The sequence below is a fragment of the Pseudomonas sp. PGPR40 genome (assembly GCF_022014505.1).
Classification (GTDB): Bacteria; Pseudomonadota; Gammaproteobacteria; order Pseudomonadales; family Pseudomonadaceae; genus Aquipseudomonas.
In genome coordinates, this window is record NZ_JAKLSP010000005.1 from 65,577 (window position 1) to 81,092 (window position 15,516).

A 15,516-nucleotide genomic window follows, 5' to 3' on the forward strand; every position below is an offset into this window, starting at 1 on the left:
TATAGAAACTCAAAGCCTTAGTGCGATACCGCCCCACTCGCCCCCAACCCGGTCTGCGAACGAACGAATTGTGGGAAGAACAGCGCCCGCTCATTGTCAGCCGCTGTGGATTTGTCGGTAATCGAGAAGAACCAGATCCCGATAAAGGCAATGATCATCGAGAACAGCGCCGGGTATTCATACGGGAAGATCGCCTTCTCGTGACCCAGGATCTGCACCCAAATGGTTGGCCCCAGCACCATCAAGCCAACAGCACTGACCAGACCCAGCCAGCCGCCGATCATCGCACCGCGCGTCGTCAGCTTCTTCCAGTACATGGAAAGCAGCAGCACCGGGAAGTTGCAGCTCGCCGCGATGGAGAACGCCAGGCCCACCATGAACGCGATGTTTTGCTTCTCGAACAGAATGCCGAGGCCGATCGCCAGCACTGCCAGGGCGATGGTGGTGATTTTCGAGACGCGGATCTCGTCCTTCTCGTTGGCCTTGCCCTTCTTGATCACACTGGCATACAGGTCATGGGACACCGCCGAAGCACCGGCCAGGGTCAAACCGGCAACCACCGCCAGAATGGTCGCGAACGCCACTGCCGAGATGAAGCCCAGGAACACACTGCCACCCACTGCGTTGGCCAAATGCACCGCCGCCATGTTGTTGCCACCCAACAGCGCGCCAGCCGCGTCTTTAAAGGCCGGGTTGGTGCTGACCAGCAGGATCGCGCCGAAGCCGATGATGAAGGTCAGGATGTAGAAGTAGCCAATGAAGCCGGTTGCATACAGCACGCTTTTACGCGCTTCTTTAGCGTCGCTCACGGTGAAGAAGCGCATCAGGATGTGTGGCAGGCCAGCAGTACCGAACATCAGTGCCAGGCCGAGGGAGAACGCCGAGATCGGATCTTTCACCAGGCCGCCCGGGCTCATGATCGCTTCACCTTTAGGGTGAACCTTGATCGCCTCGGAGAACAGCGCGTTGAAGTCGAAGTTGACGTGTTTCATCACCATCAGCGCCATGAACGAGGCACCGGACAGTAACAGCACAGCCTTGATAATCTGCACCCAAGTGGTCGCCAGCATGCCGCCGAACAGCACGTACAGGCACATCAGGATACCGACCAGAATCACCGCAACGTGGTAGTCCAGGCCGAACAGCAGCTGAATCAGCTTGCCGGCACCGACCATTTGCGCGATCAGGTAGAACGCCACCACTACCAGCGAACCACACGCCGACAACGAGCGGATCTGGGTTTGCCCCAGGCGATAGGACGCCACGTCGGCAAAGGTGTACTTGCCCAGGTTGCGCAGGCGTTCGGCGATCAGGAACAGAATGATCGGCCAGCCCACCAGGAAGCCGATCGAGTAGATCAGGCCATCGTAGCCGGAGGTGAACACCAGGGCGGAAATACCCAGGAAGGACGCCGCGGACATGTAGTCACCGGCAATCGCCAGACCGTTCTGGAAACCGGTGATTTTGCCGCCCGCCGCATAGTAGTCGGCCGCCGAGTTGTTACGCTTGGATGCCCAATAAGTGATGCACAGGGTTGCACCCACGAACGCCACGAACATCAGGATCGCGGAGACGTTGAGCGGTTGTTTCTGCACCGCACCCGTCAGGGCGTCAGCCGCCCAGGCGCCAGGTGCAAAGGCTGCGAGGCTCAATAGAGCCATTAAACGCCGGATCATTGCTGAGCCTCCTTGAGAATCGCATTGTTCAAGTCGTCGAATTCGCCGTTGGCGCGTCGCACGTAGATGCCCGTCAGGATAAAGGCCGAAACAATCAGCCCGACGCCGATCGGAATGCCCAGGGTAATCGAAGACTCGGGGCTGATTTTCGCGCCCAGAATATGCGGCCCGTAAGCAATCAGAAGGATGAATCCGGAGTACAGCCCAAGCATGATCGCTGAAAGAATCCAGGCGAATCGTTCTCTCTTGCTGACCAGCTCCTTGAAGCGCGAGCTGTTTTGAATCGAGAGGTAAATGCTGTCGTTCATTGTTTTTATCCTCGCAGCACAGATTTAAAGTTGGAACGTGATCCACTCTATGCGGCTGCCGGACAGGTTCCAGACGACCTTAGTATTAGAACGACATGATGGTTTCGTTTCCCTGTAGGAGCCCGGCTTGCCGGCGATAGCGTTATTGAGGGTGCCATCGCCGGCAAGCCGGGCTCCTACAGGAATGCAAAAGGCCCCTTGGCATTTATGCCAAGGGGCCTTGATAGGTGCTGACTAGACGCTTCAGATCAAATCATTTGATCCAGTCGGCAACGCGTTCCGGGTGTTTGGCCACCCAGTCCTTCGCTGCGGCTTCAGGCTTGGCGCCCTCTTGAATCGCCAACATGACCTCGCCGATTTCGTCTTTCGACGCCCACTGGAAGTTCTTCAGGAACTTCGCGACTTCCGGCGCTTTGGCATCCAGGCCTTTGCTGCCGATGCTGTTCACGGTTTCAGCCGCGCCATAAACGCCTTTCGGGTCTTCCAGGAAGCGCAGTTTCCACTTGGCGAACATCCAGTGTGGCACCCAACCGGTAACGGCAATGGATTCGTTTTTCTTCTCGGCACGGGTCAGCTCGGCAATCATGCCGGCGCCGGAACTGGCCTTTAGTTGATACCCGGTCAGGTCGTAATCCTTGATGGCCTGTTCGGTCTTGAGCATCACGCCTGAACCGGCGTCGATGCCAACGATGCGCTTCTTGAAGCTGTCGTCGGTTTTCAGATCCTCGATCGATTTGGCCTTGACGTACTCCGGCACGATCAAGCCGATTTTTGCATCCTTGAAGTTCGGGCCGTAATCGACGACCTGATCCTTGTTTTTGGTCCAGTATTCACCGTGAGTCACGGGCAGCCACGCCGACAGCATGGCGTCGAGTTTGCCGGTGGCCACGCCCTGCCACATGATTCCGGTGGCAACGGCTTGCAGCTTCACGTCATAACCGAGTTTCTGCCTGATCACTTCTGCGGCCACGTTGGTCGTGGCAACGCTGTCCGACCAGCCATCGACATAACCGATAGTCACTGCCTTGCCTTCGGCGCTGGCCATCGTAGAACTGATCGCCAGCACCAAAGCGGCACCTGCGCCCAAGAGTCGTCGCATCTTCATCGTTACTTCCCCGAAAGTGCTGCGCTCGACGGATGTCGAGCCGCTCAACGTATTGTTATGGTGCACAGCGCCCCCATCACGCCTCACTGCAAACTCGTTCGAACATCAGCGGAGTACTGACGATTGGATGATCAACCTGACGCCCGCGACGACCTGCTCTGCCAGCGACCTCAAGGCATCGAGAAACGACATCAGAAGGCCATTAATTGCAACCGTCGAAAATCCATCCGCCACCCCGCCCGAACTTTGCATGTCAAAATCATGCAGGCCACCAAGCCCGGGACAAATGCAGGTAACATGCGCGGCTTTGTTCCCAGACGTCCTGACCATGCCCGCGACATCCCGCTTTCCTTTTTTTGCTTATTTATTCGCTTGCCTGCTGGGGCTGTTTGCCCTCGGCGGCTTCTGGTATGGCCTCGGCAAACCGGTGATCCTGCCGGACGTGGCCAGCGCGACGCACAAGCTGCAATGCGCCTCCTACACCCCGTTCGACAAAGACCAATCGCCGTTCGATGTGCCGTTCAAACTGCGCCCCGAGCGCATGGACGCTGACCTCGCGCTGCTGGCGACTCGTTTCGAATGTATCCGCACCTATTCCATGACCGGCCTCGAGGCCCTCCCCGATCTGGCGCGCAAGCACGGCTTGAAGCTGATGATCGGCGCCTGGGTCAACAGCAACCCGGTGGACACTGCCAAGGAGGTCGACCTGTTGATCGCCTCGGCCAATGCCAACGCCGATGTCGTGACCTCAGTGATCGTAGGTAACGAAACCCTGCTGCGCAAGGAAGTCACCGGCGCACAGTTGGCGAAGCTGATCAACAAGGTCAAAAGTCAGGTCAAACAACCGGTGACCTACGCCGATGTCTGGGAATTCTGGCTCAAGCACCCGGAAATCGCTCCGGCGGTGGACTTCCTGACTATCCATTTGCTGCCGTACTGGGAAGATCACCCTTGGAACGTCGATGTTGCCCTGGGGCAAGTGGCCGACGTGCGTCATATGTTCGGCAAAATGTTTGCCCCCAAGGACGTGATGATCGGCGAAACCGGCTGGCCGAGCGAAGGTCGTCAGCGCGAAACTGCGCTGCCGAGTCGGGTCAATGAAGCCAAATTCATTCGCAGTTTTGTGATCATGGCCGAGCAGCAAGGCTGGCATTACAACTTGATCGAAGCCTTCGACCAACCGTGGAAACGCGCCAGTGAAGGTGCGGTTGGCGGTTATTGGGGGCTGTTCGATGCTGATCGTCAGGACAAGGGCGTGCTGGCAGGTCCTGTTTCGAACGTACCGTACTGGTCGCAATGGCTGATGGTGGGTGGCTTGATTTTCATTGGTACGCTGATCCTCGGCGGTCGCGTTCGCAGCACCCGTGCGGCGTTGGTTCTGCCACTGCTCGCTGCGTTGGCGGCCTGTTCGATCGGCGCCTGGGGCGATCTGGCTCGGGTCACCACGCGATTTGCCAGTGAATGGTTGTGGGTGGCGTTGCTGACGGGGTTGAATCTATTGGTGCTGGCCCATGCTGCGCTGACCTTGAGCACTCGCACTGGTTGGCGTGAACAGGCATTCAACGCCTTTGAGCGCCGGGCTGGATGGCTGGTCGCGGTGGCCGGTTTTGCCGCGGCCGTGACGATGCTGGAACTGGTGTTCGACCCGCGTTATCGCAGTTTCCCGAGCGTGGCGTTCATCGTGCCGGCGCTGGTGTATCTGTGCCGTCCGGTGAGCGTGCCGCGCCGGGAGATTGCCATGCTGACCTTCATCATCGGCGCTGGCATTGCGCCGCAGTTGTATCAAGAAGGCTTGCAGAACCAGCAGGCTTGGGGATGGGCGCTGGTGAGTGGGTTGATGGTGGCGGCGTTGTGGCGGTGTTTGCGGGTTCACGTAATCCAAGCTGAACGTTGATCAACTAAAGGTTTTGTTATCTAAATTGAAGACCTTCTCACTGCCCAGCGGGCAGCTTCCACAGCGTTTTTTCGTTGAGCGGGATACTTAAGAAAATGTATGTCCATTCCGCGCGTCAGCTCAGTTTCTGCCTGAGAAAACAAGTTCTGAGCCTTGATGTAAGCTTTGTGCGCCGGCTGCGCTGGAATTTCAGCGGGATCGAACCCTTTAGCTTTAACAAGGCGCTCAAGCACCGATAGATCTTTTGTGACTGCTTTTAATTGATTGGATGCCTGTTCTTTGGCATCGAACAAACTACCCAATTTTTTTATATCACTGCTCTGCACACTCTTCGACAACAAACGACTCGAGCTGGCCAAATCAAGAGCATCAAGGGTAGTAGCGTTAGACGCCACCCTCGTTGGACGTCCGGCTGCACTGCCTAGAGCTTTCGCTGGCAAACCTGCCGCTCGCTGCATATATTTTCCGAAGAAAGCAGCTAAAAAAACATGGCCCGTCGGATCCACCCGATTGACAGGATCCCCAGAGCAATATGCGTACGCATTCACCCCACCCTTCTCAAACGGACTCAGATTGTCCGGGCTATGGAATCGCATCAACACCGGGTTAAAAACGCGGTACCCGCTCCCTAATAAATAATGTCCAGTCACCGAATCCCTACGCTCGCCATTGAATCCCAGCAGACTGATCAAACCACTTTCAGGGGAACGATGACCATAGGCGGAATAAGCAGAACGCTGATGCTGACCGACGGCTACGAAGTGCAGAATGGAACGTTGCAAATCAGTAGCCAGCAACGCGGAGTCAATATGCCCCCCGTGATGCTGTCGCTGCGCCAATAACTGCTCTTCGTACTCGAACAGCGAGCACTGCACCGTCCCCTGTATTTCCGTGGCCAAATGATTTTTTCGATAAAAGTGCTGAACACTGTCCTGACTCAGCGGCGCACAACTCACAACCCGATCCAACGGGTCGTACTGATAGCGGCACAGCACCGTTTCTCTCTGACCCGTCATGGCGTTGCTCCGTTTCTCATCCAGGGTTTGATGATTAGATTCGGAGTTAATGGGGCGACTGTCTACTATCAGAACTGATAGGTGGGAAGGGAGACAATGTGAATTCTTTGGCGTGACTACTGGCCTCTTCGCGGGCAAGCCTCGCTCCTACAGGTCCGTGGCGTACGCAATTGTCACGGTCGACATGTAGGAGCGAGGCTTGCCCGCGAAGGCTGACCATCAAGCGCTACGAGAAGCCCGGACCAGACGCAATGCAGCAATCACCACCGCAAACACCGCCAACGTGGTGTTGTACAACGCCAGCGCCGGAAACCCGAACACCAGCGCCAGCACCGCCAGCCACCACCCCGCTCGCCCAGGCAGCACAAAACCGAACGCGGCGGCGGCCACGGCGGCCCAGCCCAGCACCTTGAAATGAATCATAAAGCCCAGGTTCGAACGAATCTGGCATTCCCAGCGACTGGCCTCGTCAACGCAGATGCCGACCCATTGCGCATCCTCCATGAAGCCATAACGTGCGCCATAACTGGCGGCCAGCCACAATGGCAGAAGAACGAGCAACAGGATCACGGGCAGACGGCGGGACATGAAGCACTCCAATAAACGAAATCGGCGGCCAGCTTAATCCCCCGACAGCCTTACGCAAGCGCTAACAACAGTTAACTGGTCAGACAATCACTGCAAAGTGTATCGTCCCGCTACCGTTGCTCCGAAATCAGGTTTGTCTGGTGCCGATCATGGCACTTTGGCGCGAATCCTGTGGTCATAGCCTGCGAACTTCATTCGGCACCTTCCTCTAAGGGATCTAGTCATGCTCCGTTCCTTGCGCTGCGCCGCCCTGTTTGGCGGCTTGATTTTAAGTGCGTCCGCGTCGGCGGCCGACATTGATGCCGCCAGTTACGGCTATCCCCTGACCAACCCGTTCGAGGCGACCATCGCCACGACACCGCCGGAGTTACGCCCGGAATTGCCGCTGGACGACGACATCAATCAGTCGGACCGCAGCGTCACGATGCGTCCCGAGCGCGAGTTCAGCCTGCCGGACAACTTCTGGCCGGTAAAGCAACTCACCTACCGCATCGCCACGCAAGATCAAGCGGCACCATTGATTTTCCTGATCTCCGGCACCGGTGCCCGCTACGACAGCACCCTCAACGAGTACCTGAAAAAGCTCTACTACAAGGCCGGCTATCACGTGGTGCAACTGTCGTCGCCGACCAGCTTCGACTTCATGACCGCCGCTTCGCGTTTCGCCACCCCCGGCGTGACCAAGGAAGATGCCGAAGACATGTACCGGGTAATGCAGGCCGTGCGGGCGCAAAATCCGAAACTGCCGGTCACCGACTATTACCTGAGCGGCTACAGCCTCGGCGCTCTGGATGCGGCCTTTGTGGCGCACCTGGATGAAACTCGTCGCAGCTTCAATTTCAAGAAAGTCTTGCTGCTCAACCCGCCGGTCAACCTTTACACCTCGATTACCAACCTGGACAAGCTGGTACAAACAGAGGTGAAAGGCATCAACAACAGCACGACCTTCTATGAGCTGGTGCTGGACAAACTGACCCGTTACTTCCAGCAAAAAGGCTACATCGACCTCAACGATGCCCTGCTCTACGACTTCCAGCAGTCCAAGCAGCATTTGAGTAACGAGCAGATGGCCATGCTGATTGGCACTTCGTTCCGCTTCTCGGCGGCCGACATTGCCTTCACCTCGGACCTGATCAATCGTCGCGGCCTGATCACGCCACCGAAATACCCGATCACCGAAGGCACCACTCTCACACCTTTTCTCAAACGCGCACTGCAATGCGACTTCGATTGTTATCTCACCGAACAGGTCATCCCGATGTGGCGCGCGCGCACCGACGGCGGCAGCCTGTTGCAACTGATCGATCAGGTCAGCCTGTATGCGCTCAAGGATTACCTGCACGACAGCCCGAAAATCGCTGTCATGCACAACGCTGACGACGTGATCCTCGGCCCTGGCGACCTGGGGTTTCTGCGCCGGACCTTTGGCGATCGTTTGACTGTTTATCCATTGGGCGGCCATTGCGGCAACCTCAACTATCGCGTCAACAGCGACGCCATGCTGGAGTTTTTCCGTGGCTAAGTACCCCCTGCTGCTCGCAGCGTTACTCTGTGCAGGCGTCGCCAACGCCGACAACAGCAAAGCCAATGCACCTGTGGTGGTCGATAGTGACGGCTTCAAGGAACCGCTGAGTAAACTCAAGTTCAACCCAGGGCTGGATCAACGCGAGTTCGAACGCTCGACGCTCAACGCGTTGAACGTCTATGACCCGCTGGAAGAGTGGAACCGCCGCGTCTACCACTTCAACTACCGTTTCGACCAATGGGTATTCCTGCCGGTGGTCAACGGCTATCGCTACATCACTCCAAGTTTCCTGCGCACCGGCGTCAGCAACTTCTTCAACAACGTCGGCGATGTACCGAACCTGATGAACAGCCTGCTGCAATTCAAAGGGCAGCGTTCGATGGAAACCACCGCGCGCCTGCTGCTCAACACCACCATTGGTGTCGCTGGCCTGTGGGACCCGGCTACCGCCATGGGGCTGCCGCGTCAGAGCGAAGACTTCGGCCAGACGCTAGGCTTTTACGGCGTACCGGGCGGCGCCTACTTCGTGCTGCCGATCCTCGGCCCGTCGAACCTGCGTGACACCGCGGGCCTGATGGTCGATTACACGGCCGAATCGGCGATCAACTTCCTGAACGTTTCCGAAGTCAGCTCCAACCACCCGGAAGTCCTGGCGCTGCGCATCATTGACAAGCGCTATCAGACCAGCTTCCGTTACGGCCAGCTAAACACGCCGTTCGAATACGAGAAAGTGCGTTACGTGTACACCGAGTCGCGCAAGCTGCAGGTTGCGGAGTAATTGCGTAGGTAACAAAAAAGGCCATTCGATTTGCGTCGAATGGCCTTTTTCATGCGCGTATCTCAAACACCACCAACCTACTGTGGGAGCGGGCTTGCTCGCGAAGAGGCTATCACATCCAATATCAATGTTGACTGACACACCGCTTTCGCGGGCAAGCCTCGCTCCTACAGGTTCAAGCCTTTACCGTTTTCCAAACTTTGCTGACAGCCATCACCCCAACCAACACCGCCGCACCCGCGACAATCCCGGCTACCGCATTCAGCAACGTCGGCACGATAAACCCGCCACCGCCAGCACTCGCACTGACACTTTCGATCCAGTGATGAACCACCGGCACGCCGTGGGTCAGAATCCCGCCGCCCACCAAAAACATCGCCGCCGTGCCGATCACTGACAGGCTTTTCATCATGTACGGCGCTGCACGCAAAATCCCGCTGCCGATGCTTTTGGCTATCTGGCCGGGCTTCAGGGCCAACCACTGACCGAGGTCATCGAGTTTGACGATCCCGGCCACCAGGCCATAGACGCCGATGGTCATGACGATGGCGATGCCCGAGAGCACGATCACTTGCTGGGTCAGCGAAGCATCAGCCACGGTGCCCAAGGTGATGGCGATGATTTCCGCCGAAAGAATGAAATCGGTGCGGATCGCACCCTTGATCTTGTCCTTCTCGAACGCCACCAGATCGACCGCCGGATTGGCCACGGCCTCGACCAGTTCTACGTGTTCGGCCTGATCTTCAGCTTTGCTGTGCAGGAATTTGTGGGCGAGTTTCTCGAAACCTTCGAAGCACAGGTAAGCGCCACCGACCATCAACAACGGTGTGACCAGCCACGGAATGAACGCGCTGATGGCCAACGCCGACGGCACCAGGATCAGCTTGTTGAGGAACGAACCCTTGGCCACCGCCCACACCACCGGGATTTCCCGCTCGGCACGCACGCCGGAAACCTGCTGGGCGTTGAGCGCCAGATCGTCCCCAAGCACACCGGCGGTTTTCTTCGCGGCCATTTTGGTCATCAACGCCACATCATCCAGTACGGTGGCGATGTCGTCGATCAGCACCAGCAAACTGCTACCTGCCATGAATCAGGTTTCCTTCTTGAATGAATGGTACGCAGCATAGCGCGACCCGAGGCTACACGGGGGCATTCTTGAGCGCCGCGCGAGGCCGGTGCTACCATGCGCAACCGCCAGAACAGGCAAGGAACTCCTTGGTTTATGAGCACCATCCGCGAGCGCAACAAAGCATTGATCCTGCGTGCCGCCAGTGAAGAATTTGCCGACAAGGGCTTCGCTGCGTCCAAAACCAGTGACATCGCGGCCAAGGCCGGGCTGCCCAAGCCCAACGTCTACTACTACTTCAAATCCAAGGAAAATCTCTACCGCGAGGTTCTGGAAAGCATCATCGAGCCGATCCTGCAGGCCTCGACGCCGTTCAACGCCGATGGCGTGCCCGGCGAAGTGCTGAGCGGTTACATTCGCTCGAAAATCCGCATCTCCCGTGACCTGCCCTTCGCCTCCAAGGTGTTCGCCAGCGAAATCATGCATGGCGCTCCGCACCTGAGCCCCGACCTGGTCGAGCAGCTCAACGGCCAGGCCAGGCACAACATTGACTGCATCCAGACCTGGATCGATCGCGGCCAGATCGCCCCGATCGACCCCAACCACTTGATGTTCAGCATCTGGGCCGCAACTCAGACCTATGCCGATTTCGATTGGCAGATCTCCGCGGTGACCGGCAAGGCCAAACTGGATGAGGCTGACTATGAAGCGGCGGCGCAGACGATTATCCGGTTGGTGCTTAAGGGGTGTGAGCTGGACTGATAGACCGCGGTGCGGCATTCGCGAGCAAGCCCGCTCCCACATTGGATCTACTGCGTTCACAAAATCTGTGAACAACCGAGATCAACTAATGAAATGGCTACCCCCGCCGCCCCCTGCGATCGCCCACTAAGCTTTCGCAGGGGGCTCATCGGAGACTGTTGCCATGAACGAAGTAGCTATTGCCGCCATCGACCTGGTCGAAAGCGGTAAATCAGTCACCCCATAATCAAGCCGTCACCCCCGCATCCGCCCTAAACCCCTGCGTCTCGATCGCCCTGATCGCACACTGCTCATCAACATCAGACAAATCCCCGCTGATGCCCACAGCCCCCAACACAGTCCCATCCTGATCCCGAATCAACACGCCGCCCGGTACCGGGACGACGCTACCCTGCCCCAGGGTATTCAGCGCGGCGAAGAAAGCCGGGCGTTGTTGGGCATCCTGGGCCAGCAAGCGTGAGCCCTTGCCCAGGGCAATCGCACCCCAGGCTTTGCCGATGGCGATCTGTGGGCGCAGCAGGCTGGCGCCGTCTTCGCGTTGCAGCGTTATCAAGTGCCCGCCGGCGTCCAGCACGGCAACGGTCAAGGGCGCGGCAGAGATTGCACGACCTGCGGAGAGGGCCTGATTGGCCAGGTTGACTGCGACGTTCAAGGTTAAAGCGCTCATGGTGCCGTCCTCATTTTGTTTTTGGGAAAGCCGTTGGATTGCTTTCTGTTGCGCAATCCGATGCAACAAATAGAACACAATGAGTTATTTTTTTGTATACAATAATTTTCGAAAAGCGCGACACGCGACGAAAAGCCACAGTTTCTTGGGCTTCCGACGAATGAAACAGCTGCTTGAGAAAATGGATTGACCTGCGCCGTCCGCCGTGAATACACTCTGCGCAAAGCCACTTGTATACAATTACAAAACGTAAGAGGCACAAAACAATGAGCAAAATGAGAGCAATCGAAGCCGCCGTTCTGGTGATGCGCCGCGAAGGGGTCGATACCGCTTTTGGCATCCCGGGCGCCGCGATCAACCCGCTGTACTCCGCCTTGCAGAAGGTCGGTGGCATCGATCACGTCCTCGCTCGCCATGTTGAAGGCGCCTCGCACATGGCCGAGGGCTACACCCGCACCAAGGCCGGCAATATCGGCGTGTGCATTGGCACCTCCGGCCCAGCCGGTACCGACATGGTCACCGGGCTCTACAGCGCCTCGGCCGACTCGATCCCGATCCTGTGCATCACCGGTCAAGCACCGAGGGCCCGCATGCACAAGGAAGACTTTCAGGCCGTTGACATCACCAGCATCGTCAAGCCGGTCACCAAGTGGTCGACCACCGTTATGGAGCCGGGCCAGGTGCCCTACGCGTTCCAGAAAGCTTTCTATGAAATGCGCTCCGGCCGCCCAGGCCCGGTGCTGATCGACCTGCCGTTCGACGTGCAGATGGCTGAAATCGAATTCGACATCGACGCCTATGAGCCGCTGCCGCTGGCCAAGCCCACCGCTAACCGCGTACAGATCGAGAAAGCCCTGACCATGCTCGACCAGGCTGAGCGCCCATTGCTGGTCGCCGGTGGCGGCATCATCAATGCCGATGCGAGCGAGTTGCTGGTGGAGTTCGCTGAGCTGACCGGCATTCCTGTGGTCCCGACACTGATGGGCTGGGGCACTATCCCGGACGATCACCCGCTGATGGTCGGCATGGTCGGTCTGCAAACCTCGCACCGTTACGGCAACGCGACGATGCTGAAGTCCGACGTGGTGCTGGGCGTCGGTAACCGTTGGGCTAACCGTCACACCGGTTCGGTCGACGTTTACACCGAAGGTCGCAAGTTCATTCACGTCGACATCGAGCCGACTCAGATTGGCCGCGTGTTCACCCCGGACCTGGGCATCGTATCCGACGCCGCTGCCGCGTTGACCGTGTTCATCGAAGTCGCTCGCGAATGGCAAGCCGCTGGCAAGCTGAAAAACCGCAGCGCCTGGCTGCAAGACTGCCAGCAGCGTAAAGCCAGCCTGCAGCGCAAGACTCACTTCGATAACGTGCCGGTCAAGCCGCAACGGGTTTACGAAGAGATGAACCAAGTGTTCGGCAAGGACACTTGCTACGTCAGCACCATCGGTCTGTCGCAGATTGCCGGCGCGCAGTTCCTGCACGTCTACAAACCACGTCACTGGATCAACTGCGGTCAGGCCGGCCCGTTGGGCTGGACCATCCCGGCAGCACTCGGTGTGGTCAAGGCTGATCCGACCCGCAAGGTGGTGGCGCTCTCGGGTGACTACGACTTCCAGTTCATGATCGAAGAACTGGCGGTGGGCGCGCAGTTCAAGCTGCCGTACATCCACGTTGTCGTGAACAACTCGTACCTGGGGCTGATCCGTCAGGCCCAGCGCGGTTTCGACATGGACTACTGCGTGCAGCTGTCCTTCGACAACCTCAACGCTCCGGAGCTCAATGGTTACGGGGTTGACCACGTAGCGGTTGCCGAAGGCCTGGGTTGCAAGGCGCTGCGGGTGTTCGAACCAGCTCAGATCCAGCCTGCCCTGCGCAAGGCTCAGGAGCTTATCGAGGAGTTCAAGGTGCCGGTGATCGTCGAAATCATTCTGGAGCGCGTGACCAACATTTCCATGGGCACCGAGATCAACGCCGTCAACGAATTCGAAGACCTGGCGCTGGTCGGCAACGATGCGCCAACGGCGATTTCGTTGCTCGATTGATGATCGTTCCCCGTGTGGGAGCGGGCTTGCTCGCGAAGGCGGCGGCACAACCAACATTGATGTCGCCTGACACACCGCTTTCGCGAGCAAGCCCGCTCCCACAGGGGACTGCACAAATTTACGGGAGACCACCATGCCGCGTTTCGCAGCCAACCTGTCCATGCTGTTCACCGAGCAGGATTTTCTTGCCCGTTTCGACGCTGCCGCCAAGGCCGGCTTCAGTGGTGTCGAATACCTGTTTCCCTACGATTTCAGCTCCGCCGAAATCAAGGCCAGGCTCGATGCCAATGGCTTGACCCAGGTGCTGTTCAACCTGCCGGCCGGTGACTGGGCCAAGGGCGAGCGCGGTATCGCGTGCCTGCCGGATCGGGTCGAAGAATTCCGCGCCGGTGTCGATCTGGCCATCGCTTACGCCAATGTGCTGGGCAATACCCAGATCAACTGCCTGGCCGGTATTCGTCCACAAGGCGTCGACGATGCCACCATGGAAAAGACCTTTGTCGCCAACCTCAAATACGCGGCCGACAAGCTGCAAGCGGCGGGCATCAAACTGGTGATGGAAGCGATCAACACCCGCGACATTCCGGGTTTCTACCTGAACAACACGGCGCAAGCCCTGTCGATTCGCGAACAAGTCGGCAGTGCCAATCTGTTCCTGCAATACGACATCTATCACATGCAAATCATGGAGGGCGACCTGGCCCGGACCATGGCTGCACATCTGGGCGAGATCAACCACATCCAGTTGGCCGACAACCCAGGGCGCAATGAACCGGGCACCGGTGAAATCAATTACCGCTTCCTGTTCGAACATCTGGACCGCATCGGTTATCAGGGTTGGGTTGGCTGCGAATACAAGCCGCTGACCACCACTGAAGCGGGTCTGGGCTGGTTGAAAACCCATAACGCGATTTGATCTGACACCGCGTCATCGTTCTTCGCGGGCAAGCCTCGCTCCTACAGGGGCCAGAATTGTCTGTAGGAGCGAGGCTTGCCCGCGAAGGCGTCCTCGCTGTCACCCCACGAATTTGCGAACAGAGCAATAAAAACAAGAGGATTTTCTCATGGCTAAAATCGGATTTATCGGCACCGGCATCATGGGCCACCCAATGGCGTTGAACCTGCAGAAAGCCGGTCACAGCCTGTTCCTGTCGGCACATCACGACCCGGCCCCGGCCGACCTGATCGCCACTGGCGCCGTCGCACTGGCGAACCCGAAAGAAGTGGCCCAGGAAGCCGAATTCATCATCGTCATGGTCCCGGATACCCCGCAGGTCGATGACGTGCTGTTCCGCGCCGACGGCGTTGCAGCGGGCGTGAGCAAGGGAAAAGTCGTGATCGACATGAGCTCGATCTCGCCGACCGCCACCAAAGCCTTCGCTGCCAAGATCAATGAGAAAGGCGCGCAATACCTCGACGCGCCGGTTTCCGGCGGTGAAGTCGGTGCCAAGGCTGCAACCCTGAGCATCATGGTCGGTGGCGAAGCCGATGCCTTCGAACGCGCCCTGCCGCTGTTCCAGGCGATGGGCAAGAACATCACCCTGGTCGGTGGCAACGGCGACGGGCAAACCGCGAAAGTGGCGAACCAGATCATCGTCGCGCTGAACATCCAGGCCGTGGCCGAAGCGCTGCTGTTCGCCTCGAAAAACGGTGCCGACCCGGCCAAGGTCCGTGAAGCGCTGATGGGCGGTTTCGCTTCGTCAAAGATTCTTGAGGTTCACGGCGAACGCATGATCAAAGGCACCTTCGATCCGGGCTTCCGCATCAGCCTGCACCAGAAGGACTTGAACCTGGCCCTGGCCGGCGCTCGCGAACTGGGCATCAACCTGCCGAACACCGCCAATACCCAACAAGTGTTCAGCACTTGCGCGGCCATCGGTGGCAGCAACTGGGACCACTCGGCGCTGATCAAGGGCCTGGAGCACATGGCGAACTTCTCGATTCGCGATAAGTAACACCTGCCCCGTACTGATCGTTCCCACGCTCTGCGTGGGAATGCATCCCGGGACGCTCCGCGTCCCTGCCGAGCGGACGCGGAGCGTCCAGTTGAGGCATTCCCACGCAGAGCGTGGGAACGATCATTTGC

14 protein-coding genes are annotated in these 15,516 nt (G+C 58.2%); 7 read left to right on the forward strand and 7 right to left on the reverse strand.

Features of this window, described 5'->3' with window-relative positions; translation table 11 throughout:
• Positions 1-17: 17 nt before the first annotated feature.
• The 3 genes from MEB48_RS06330 to MEB48_RS06340 form a co-directional block, all read right to left on the reverse strand.
• Positions 18-1,676, reverse strand: coding sequence for a cation acetate symporter (locus MEB48_RS06330; protein ID WP_237882885.1), 1,659 nt, complete (start codon positions 1,674-1,676; stop codon positions 18-20).
• On the reverse strand, positions 1,673-1,984 hold the full coding sequence (locus MEB48_RS06335) for a DUF485 domain-containing protein (protein WP_030131730.1): 312 nt from the start codon (positions 1,982-1,984) through the stop codon (positions 1,673-1,675). Before MEB48_RS06335 ends, MEB48_RS06330 begins: the two co-directional genes overlap by 4 nt.
• Before the next feature lie 253 nt (positions 1,985-2,237).
• Positions 2,238-3,089 (reverse strand): glycine betaine ABC transporter substrate-binding protein, encoded by an 852-nt coding sequence (locus MEB48_RS06340; protein WP_237882888.1) that lies wholly within the window; start codon positions 3,087-3,089, stop codon positions 2,238-2,240.
• A gap of 286 nt (positions 3,090-3,375) precedes the next feature.
• Here MEB48_RS06340 and MEB48_RS06345 point away from each other — a divergent pair, with 286 nt between their 5' ends.
• The gene (locus MEB48_RS06345; RefSeq protein ID WP_237882890.1) at positions 3,376-4,983 is read left to right on the forward strand and encodes a glycoside hydrolase family 17 protein; all 1,608 of its coding nucleotides are present in this window, start codon (positions 3,376-3,378) and stop codon (positions 4,981-4,983) included.
• A 20-nt stretch (positions 4,984-5,003) separates the two neighbouring features.
• Here the strand turns inward: MEB48_RS06345 and MEB48_RS06350 are convergent, their stop codons facing one another.
• Positions 5,004-5,999, reverse strand: a complete 996-nt coding sequence (locus tag MEB48_RS06350) for an RHS repeat-associated core domain-containing protein (protein WP_237882892.1) — start codon at positions 5,997-5,999, stop codon at positions 5,004-5,006.
• Positions 6,000-6,218: 219 nt separating this feature from the next.
• A complete protein-coding gene (locus MEB48_RS06355; protein ID WP_237882894.1) occupies positions 6,219-6,587 on the reverse strand; it encodes a hypothetical protein in 369 nt (122 codons plus the stop codon).
• A 223-nt stretch (positions 6,588-6,810) separates the two neighbouring features.
• On the opposite strand from MEB48_RS06355, the gene MEB48_RS06360 reads away from it, so the two are divergent.
• Both MEB48_RS06360 and MEB48_RS06365 read left to right on the forward strand, forming a co-directional pair.
• Complete coding sequence (locus MEB48_RS06360; RefSeq protein WP_237882896.1) at positions 6,811-8,109, forward strand: serine/threonine protein kinase; 1,299 nt, start codon at positions 6,811-6,813, stop codon at positions 8,107-8,109.
• On the forward strand, positions 8,102-8,890 hold the full coding sequence (locus MEB48_RS06365) for an MlaA family lipoprotein (RefSeq protein ID WP_237882898.1): 789 nt from the start codon (positions 8,102-8,104) through the stop codon (positions 8,888-8,890). Before MEB48_RS06360 ends, MEB48_RS06365 begins: the two co-directional genes overlap by 8 nt.
• Positions 8,891-9,065: 175 nt before the next feature.
• Here MEB48_RS06365 and MEB48_RS06370 read toward each other — a convergent pair whose 3' ends face one another.
• The gene (locus tag MEB48_RS06370; protein ID WP_237882909.1) at positions 9,066-9,980 is read right to left on the reverse strand and encodes a DUF808 domain-containing protein; all 915 of its coding nucleotides are present in this window, start codon (positions 9,978-9,980) and stop codon (positions 9,066-9,068) included.
• Positions 9,981-10,115: 135 nt separating this feature from the next.
• Between MEB48_RS06370 and MEB48_RS06375 the strand changes: the two genes are divergently transcribed.
• A complete protein-coding gene (locus MEB48_RS06375; protein ID WP_237882911.1) occupies positions 10,116-10,721 on the forward strand; it encodes a TetR/AcrR family transcriptional regulator in 606 nt (201 codons plus the stop codon).
• 226 nt (positions 10,722-10,947) lie between these two features.
• On the opposite strand, the gene MEB48_RS06380 is transcribed toward MEB48_RS06375, so the two are convergent.
• Complete coding sequence (locus tag MEB48_RS06380) at positions 10,948-11,388, reverse strand: GlcG/HbpS family heme-binding protein (RefSeq protein ID WP_237882913.1); 441 nt, start codon at positions 11,386-11,388, stop codon at positions 10,948-10,950.
• Between the two features lie 266 nt (positions 11,389-11,654).
• On the opposite strand from MEB48_RS06380, the gene gcl reads away from it, so the two are divergent.
• From gcl to MEB48_RS06395, 3 genes are all read left to right on the forward strand, one after another.
• Positions 11,655-13,430: a glyoxylate carboligase gene (gcl, locus tag MEB48_RS06385; protein WP_237882915.1), complete on the forward strand. Its 1,776-nt coding sequence runs from the start codon at positions 11,655-11,657 to the stop codon at positions 13,428-13,430.
• A 133-nt stretch (positions 13,431-13,563) separates the two neighbouring features.
• Positions 13,564-14,346, forward strand: a complete 783-nt coding sequence (hyi, locus tag MEB48_RS06390; RefSeq protein ID WP_237882917.1) for a hydroxypyruvate isomerase — start codon at positions 13,564-13,566, stop codon at positions 14,344-14,346.
• A 148-nt stretch (positions 14,347-14,494) separates the two neighbouring features.
• A complete protein-coding gene (locus MEB48_RS06395; RefSeq protein ID WP_237882919.1) occupies positions 14,495-15,385 on the forward strand; it encodes a 2-hydroxy-3-oxopropionate reductase in 891 nt (296 codons plus the stop codon).
• Positions 15,386-15,516: the final 131 nt, after the last annotated feature.

Excerpts from the sequence above, each read along its gene's own strand:
- MEB48_RS06330 (WP_237882885.1), bottom strand. The coding sequence starts at position 1,676 with ATGATCCGGCGTTTAATGGCTCTATTGAGCCTCGCAGCCTTTGCACCT.
- MEB48_RS06335 (WP_030131730.1), bottom strand. The coding sequence starts at position 1,984 with ATGAACGACAGCATTTACCTCTCGATTCAAAACAGCTCGCGCTTCAAG.
- MEB48_RS06340 (WP_237882888.1), bottom strand. The coding sequence starts at position 3,089 with ATGAAGATGCGACGACTCTTGGGCGCAGGTGCCGCTTTGGTGCTGGCG.
- MEB48_RS06345 (WP_237882890.1), top strand. The coding sequence starts at position 3,376 with ATGCAGGTAACATGCGCGGCTTTGTTCCCAGACGTCCTGACCATGCCC.
- MEB48_RS06350 (WP_237882892.1), bottom strand. The coding sequence starts at position 5,999 with ATGACGGGTCAGAGAGAAACGGTGCTGTGCCGCTATCAGTACGACCCG.
- MEB48_RS06355 (WP_237882894.1), bottom strand. The coding sequence starts at position 6,587 with ATGTCCCGCCGTCTGCCCGTGATCCTGTTGCTCGTTCTTCTGCCATTG.
- MEB48_RS06360 (WP_237882896.1), top strand. The coding sequence starts at position 6,811 with ATGCTCCGTTCCTTGCGCTGCGCCGCCCTGTTTGGCGGCTTGATTTTA.
- MEB48_RS06370 (WP_237882909.1), bottom strand. The coding sequence starts at position 9,980 with ATGGCAGGTAGCAGTTTGCTGGTGCTGATCGACGACATCGCCACCGTA.
- MEB48_RS06375 (WP_237882911.1), top strand. The coding sequence starts at position 10,116 with ATGAGCACCATCCGCGAGCGCAACAAAGCATTGATCCTGCGTGCCGCC.
- MEB48_RS06380 (WP_237882913.1), bottom strand. The coding sequence starts at position 11,388 with ATGAGCGCTTTAACCTTGAACGTCGCAGTCAACCTGGCCAATCAGGCC.
- gcl (WP_237882915.1), top strand. The coding sequence starts at position 11,655 with ATGAGCAAAATGAGAGCAATCGAAGCCGCCGTTCTGGTGATGCGCCGC.
- hyi (WP_237882917.1), top strand. The coding sequence starts at position 13,564 with ATGCCGCGTTTCGCAGCCAACCTGTCCATGCTGTTCACCGAGCAGGAT.
- MEB48_RS06395 (WP_237882919.1), top strand. The coding sequence starts at position 14,495 with ATGGCTAAAATCGGATTTATCGGCACCGGCATCATGGGCCACCCAATG.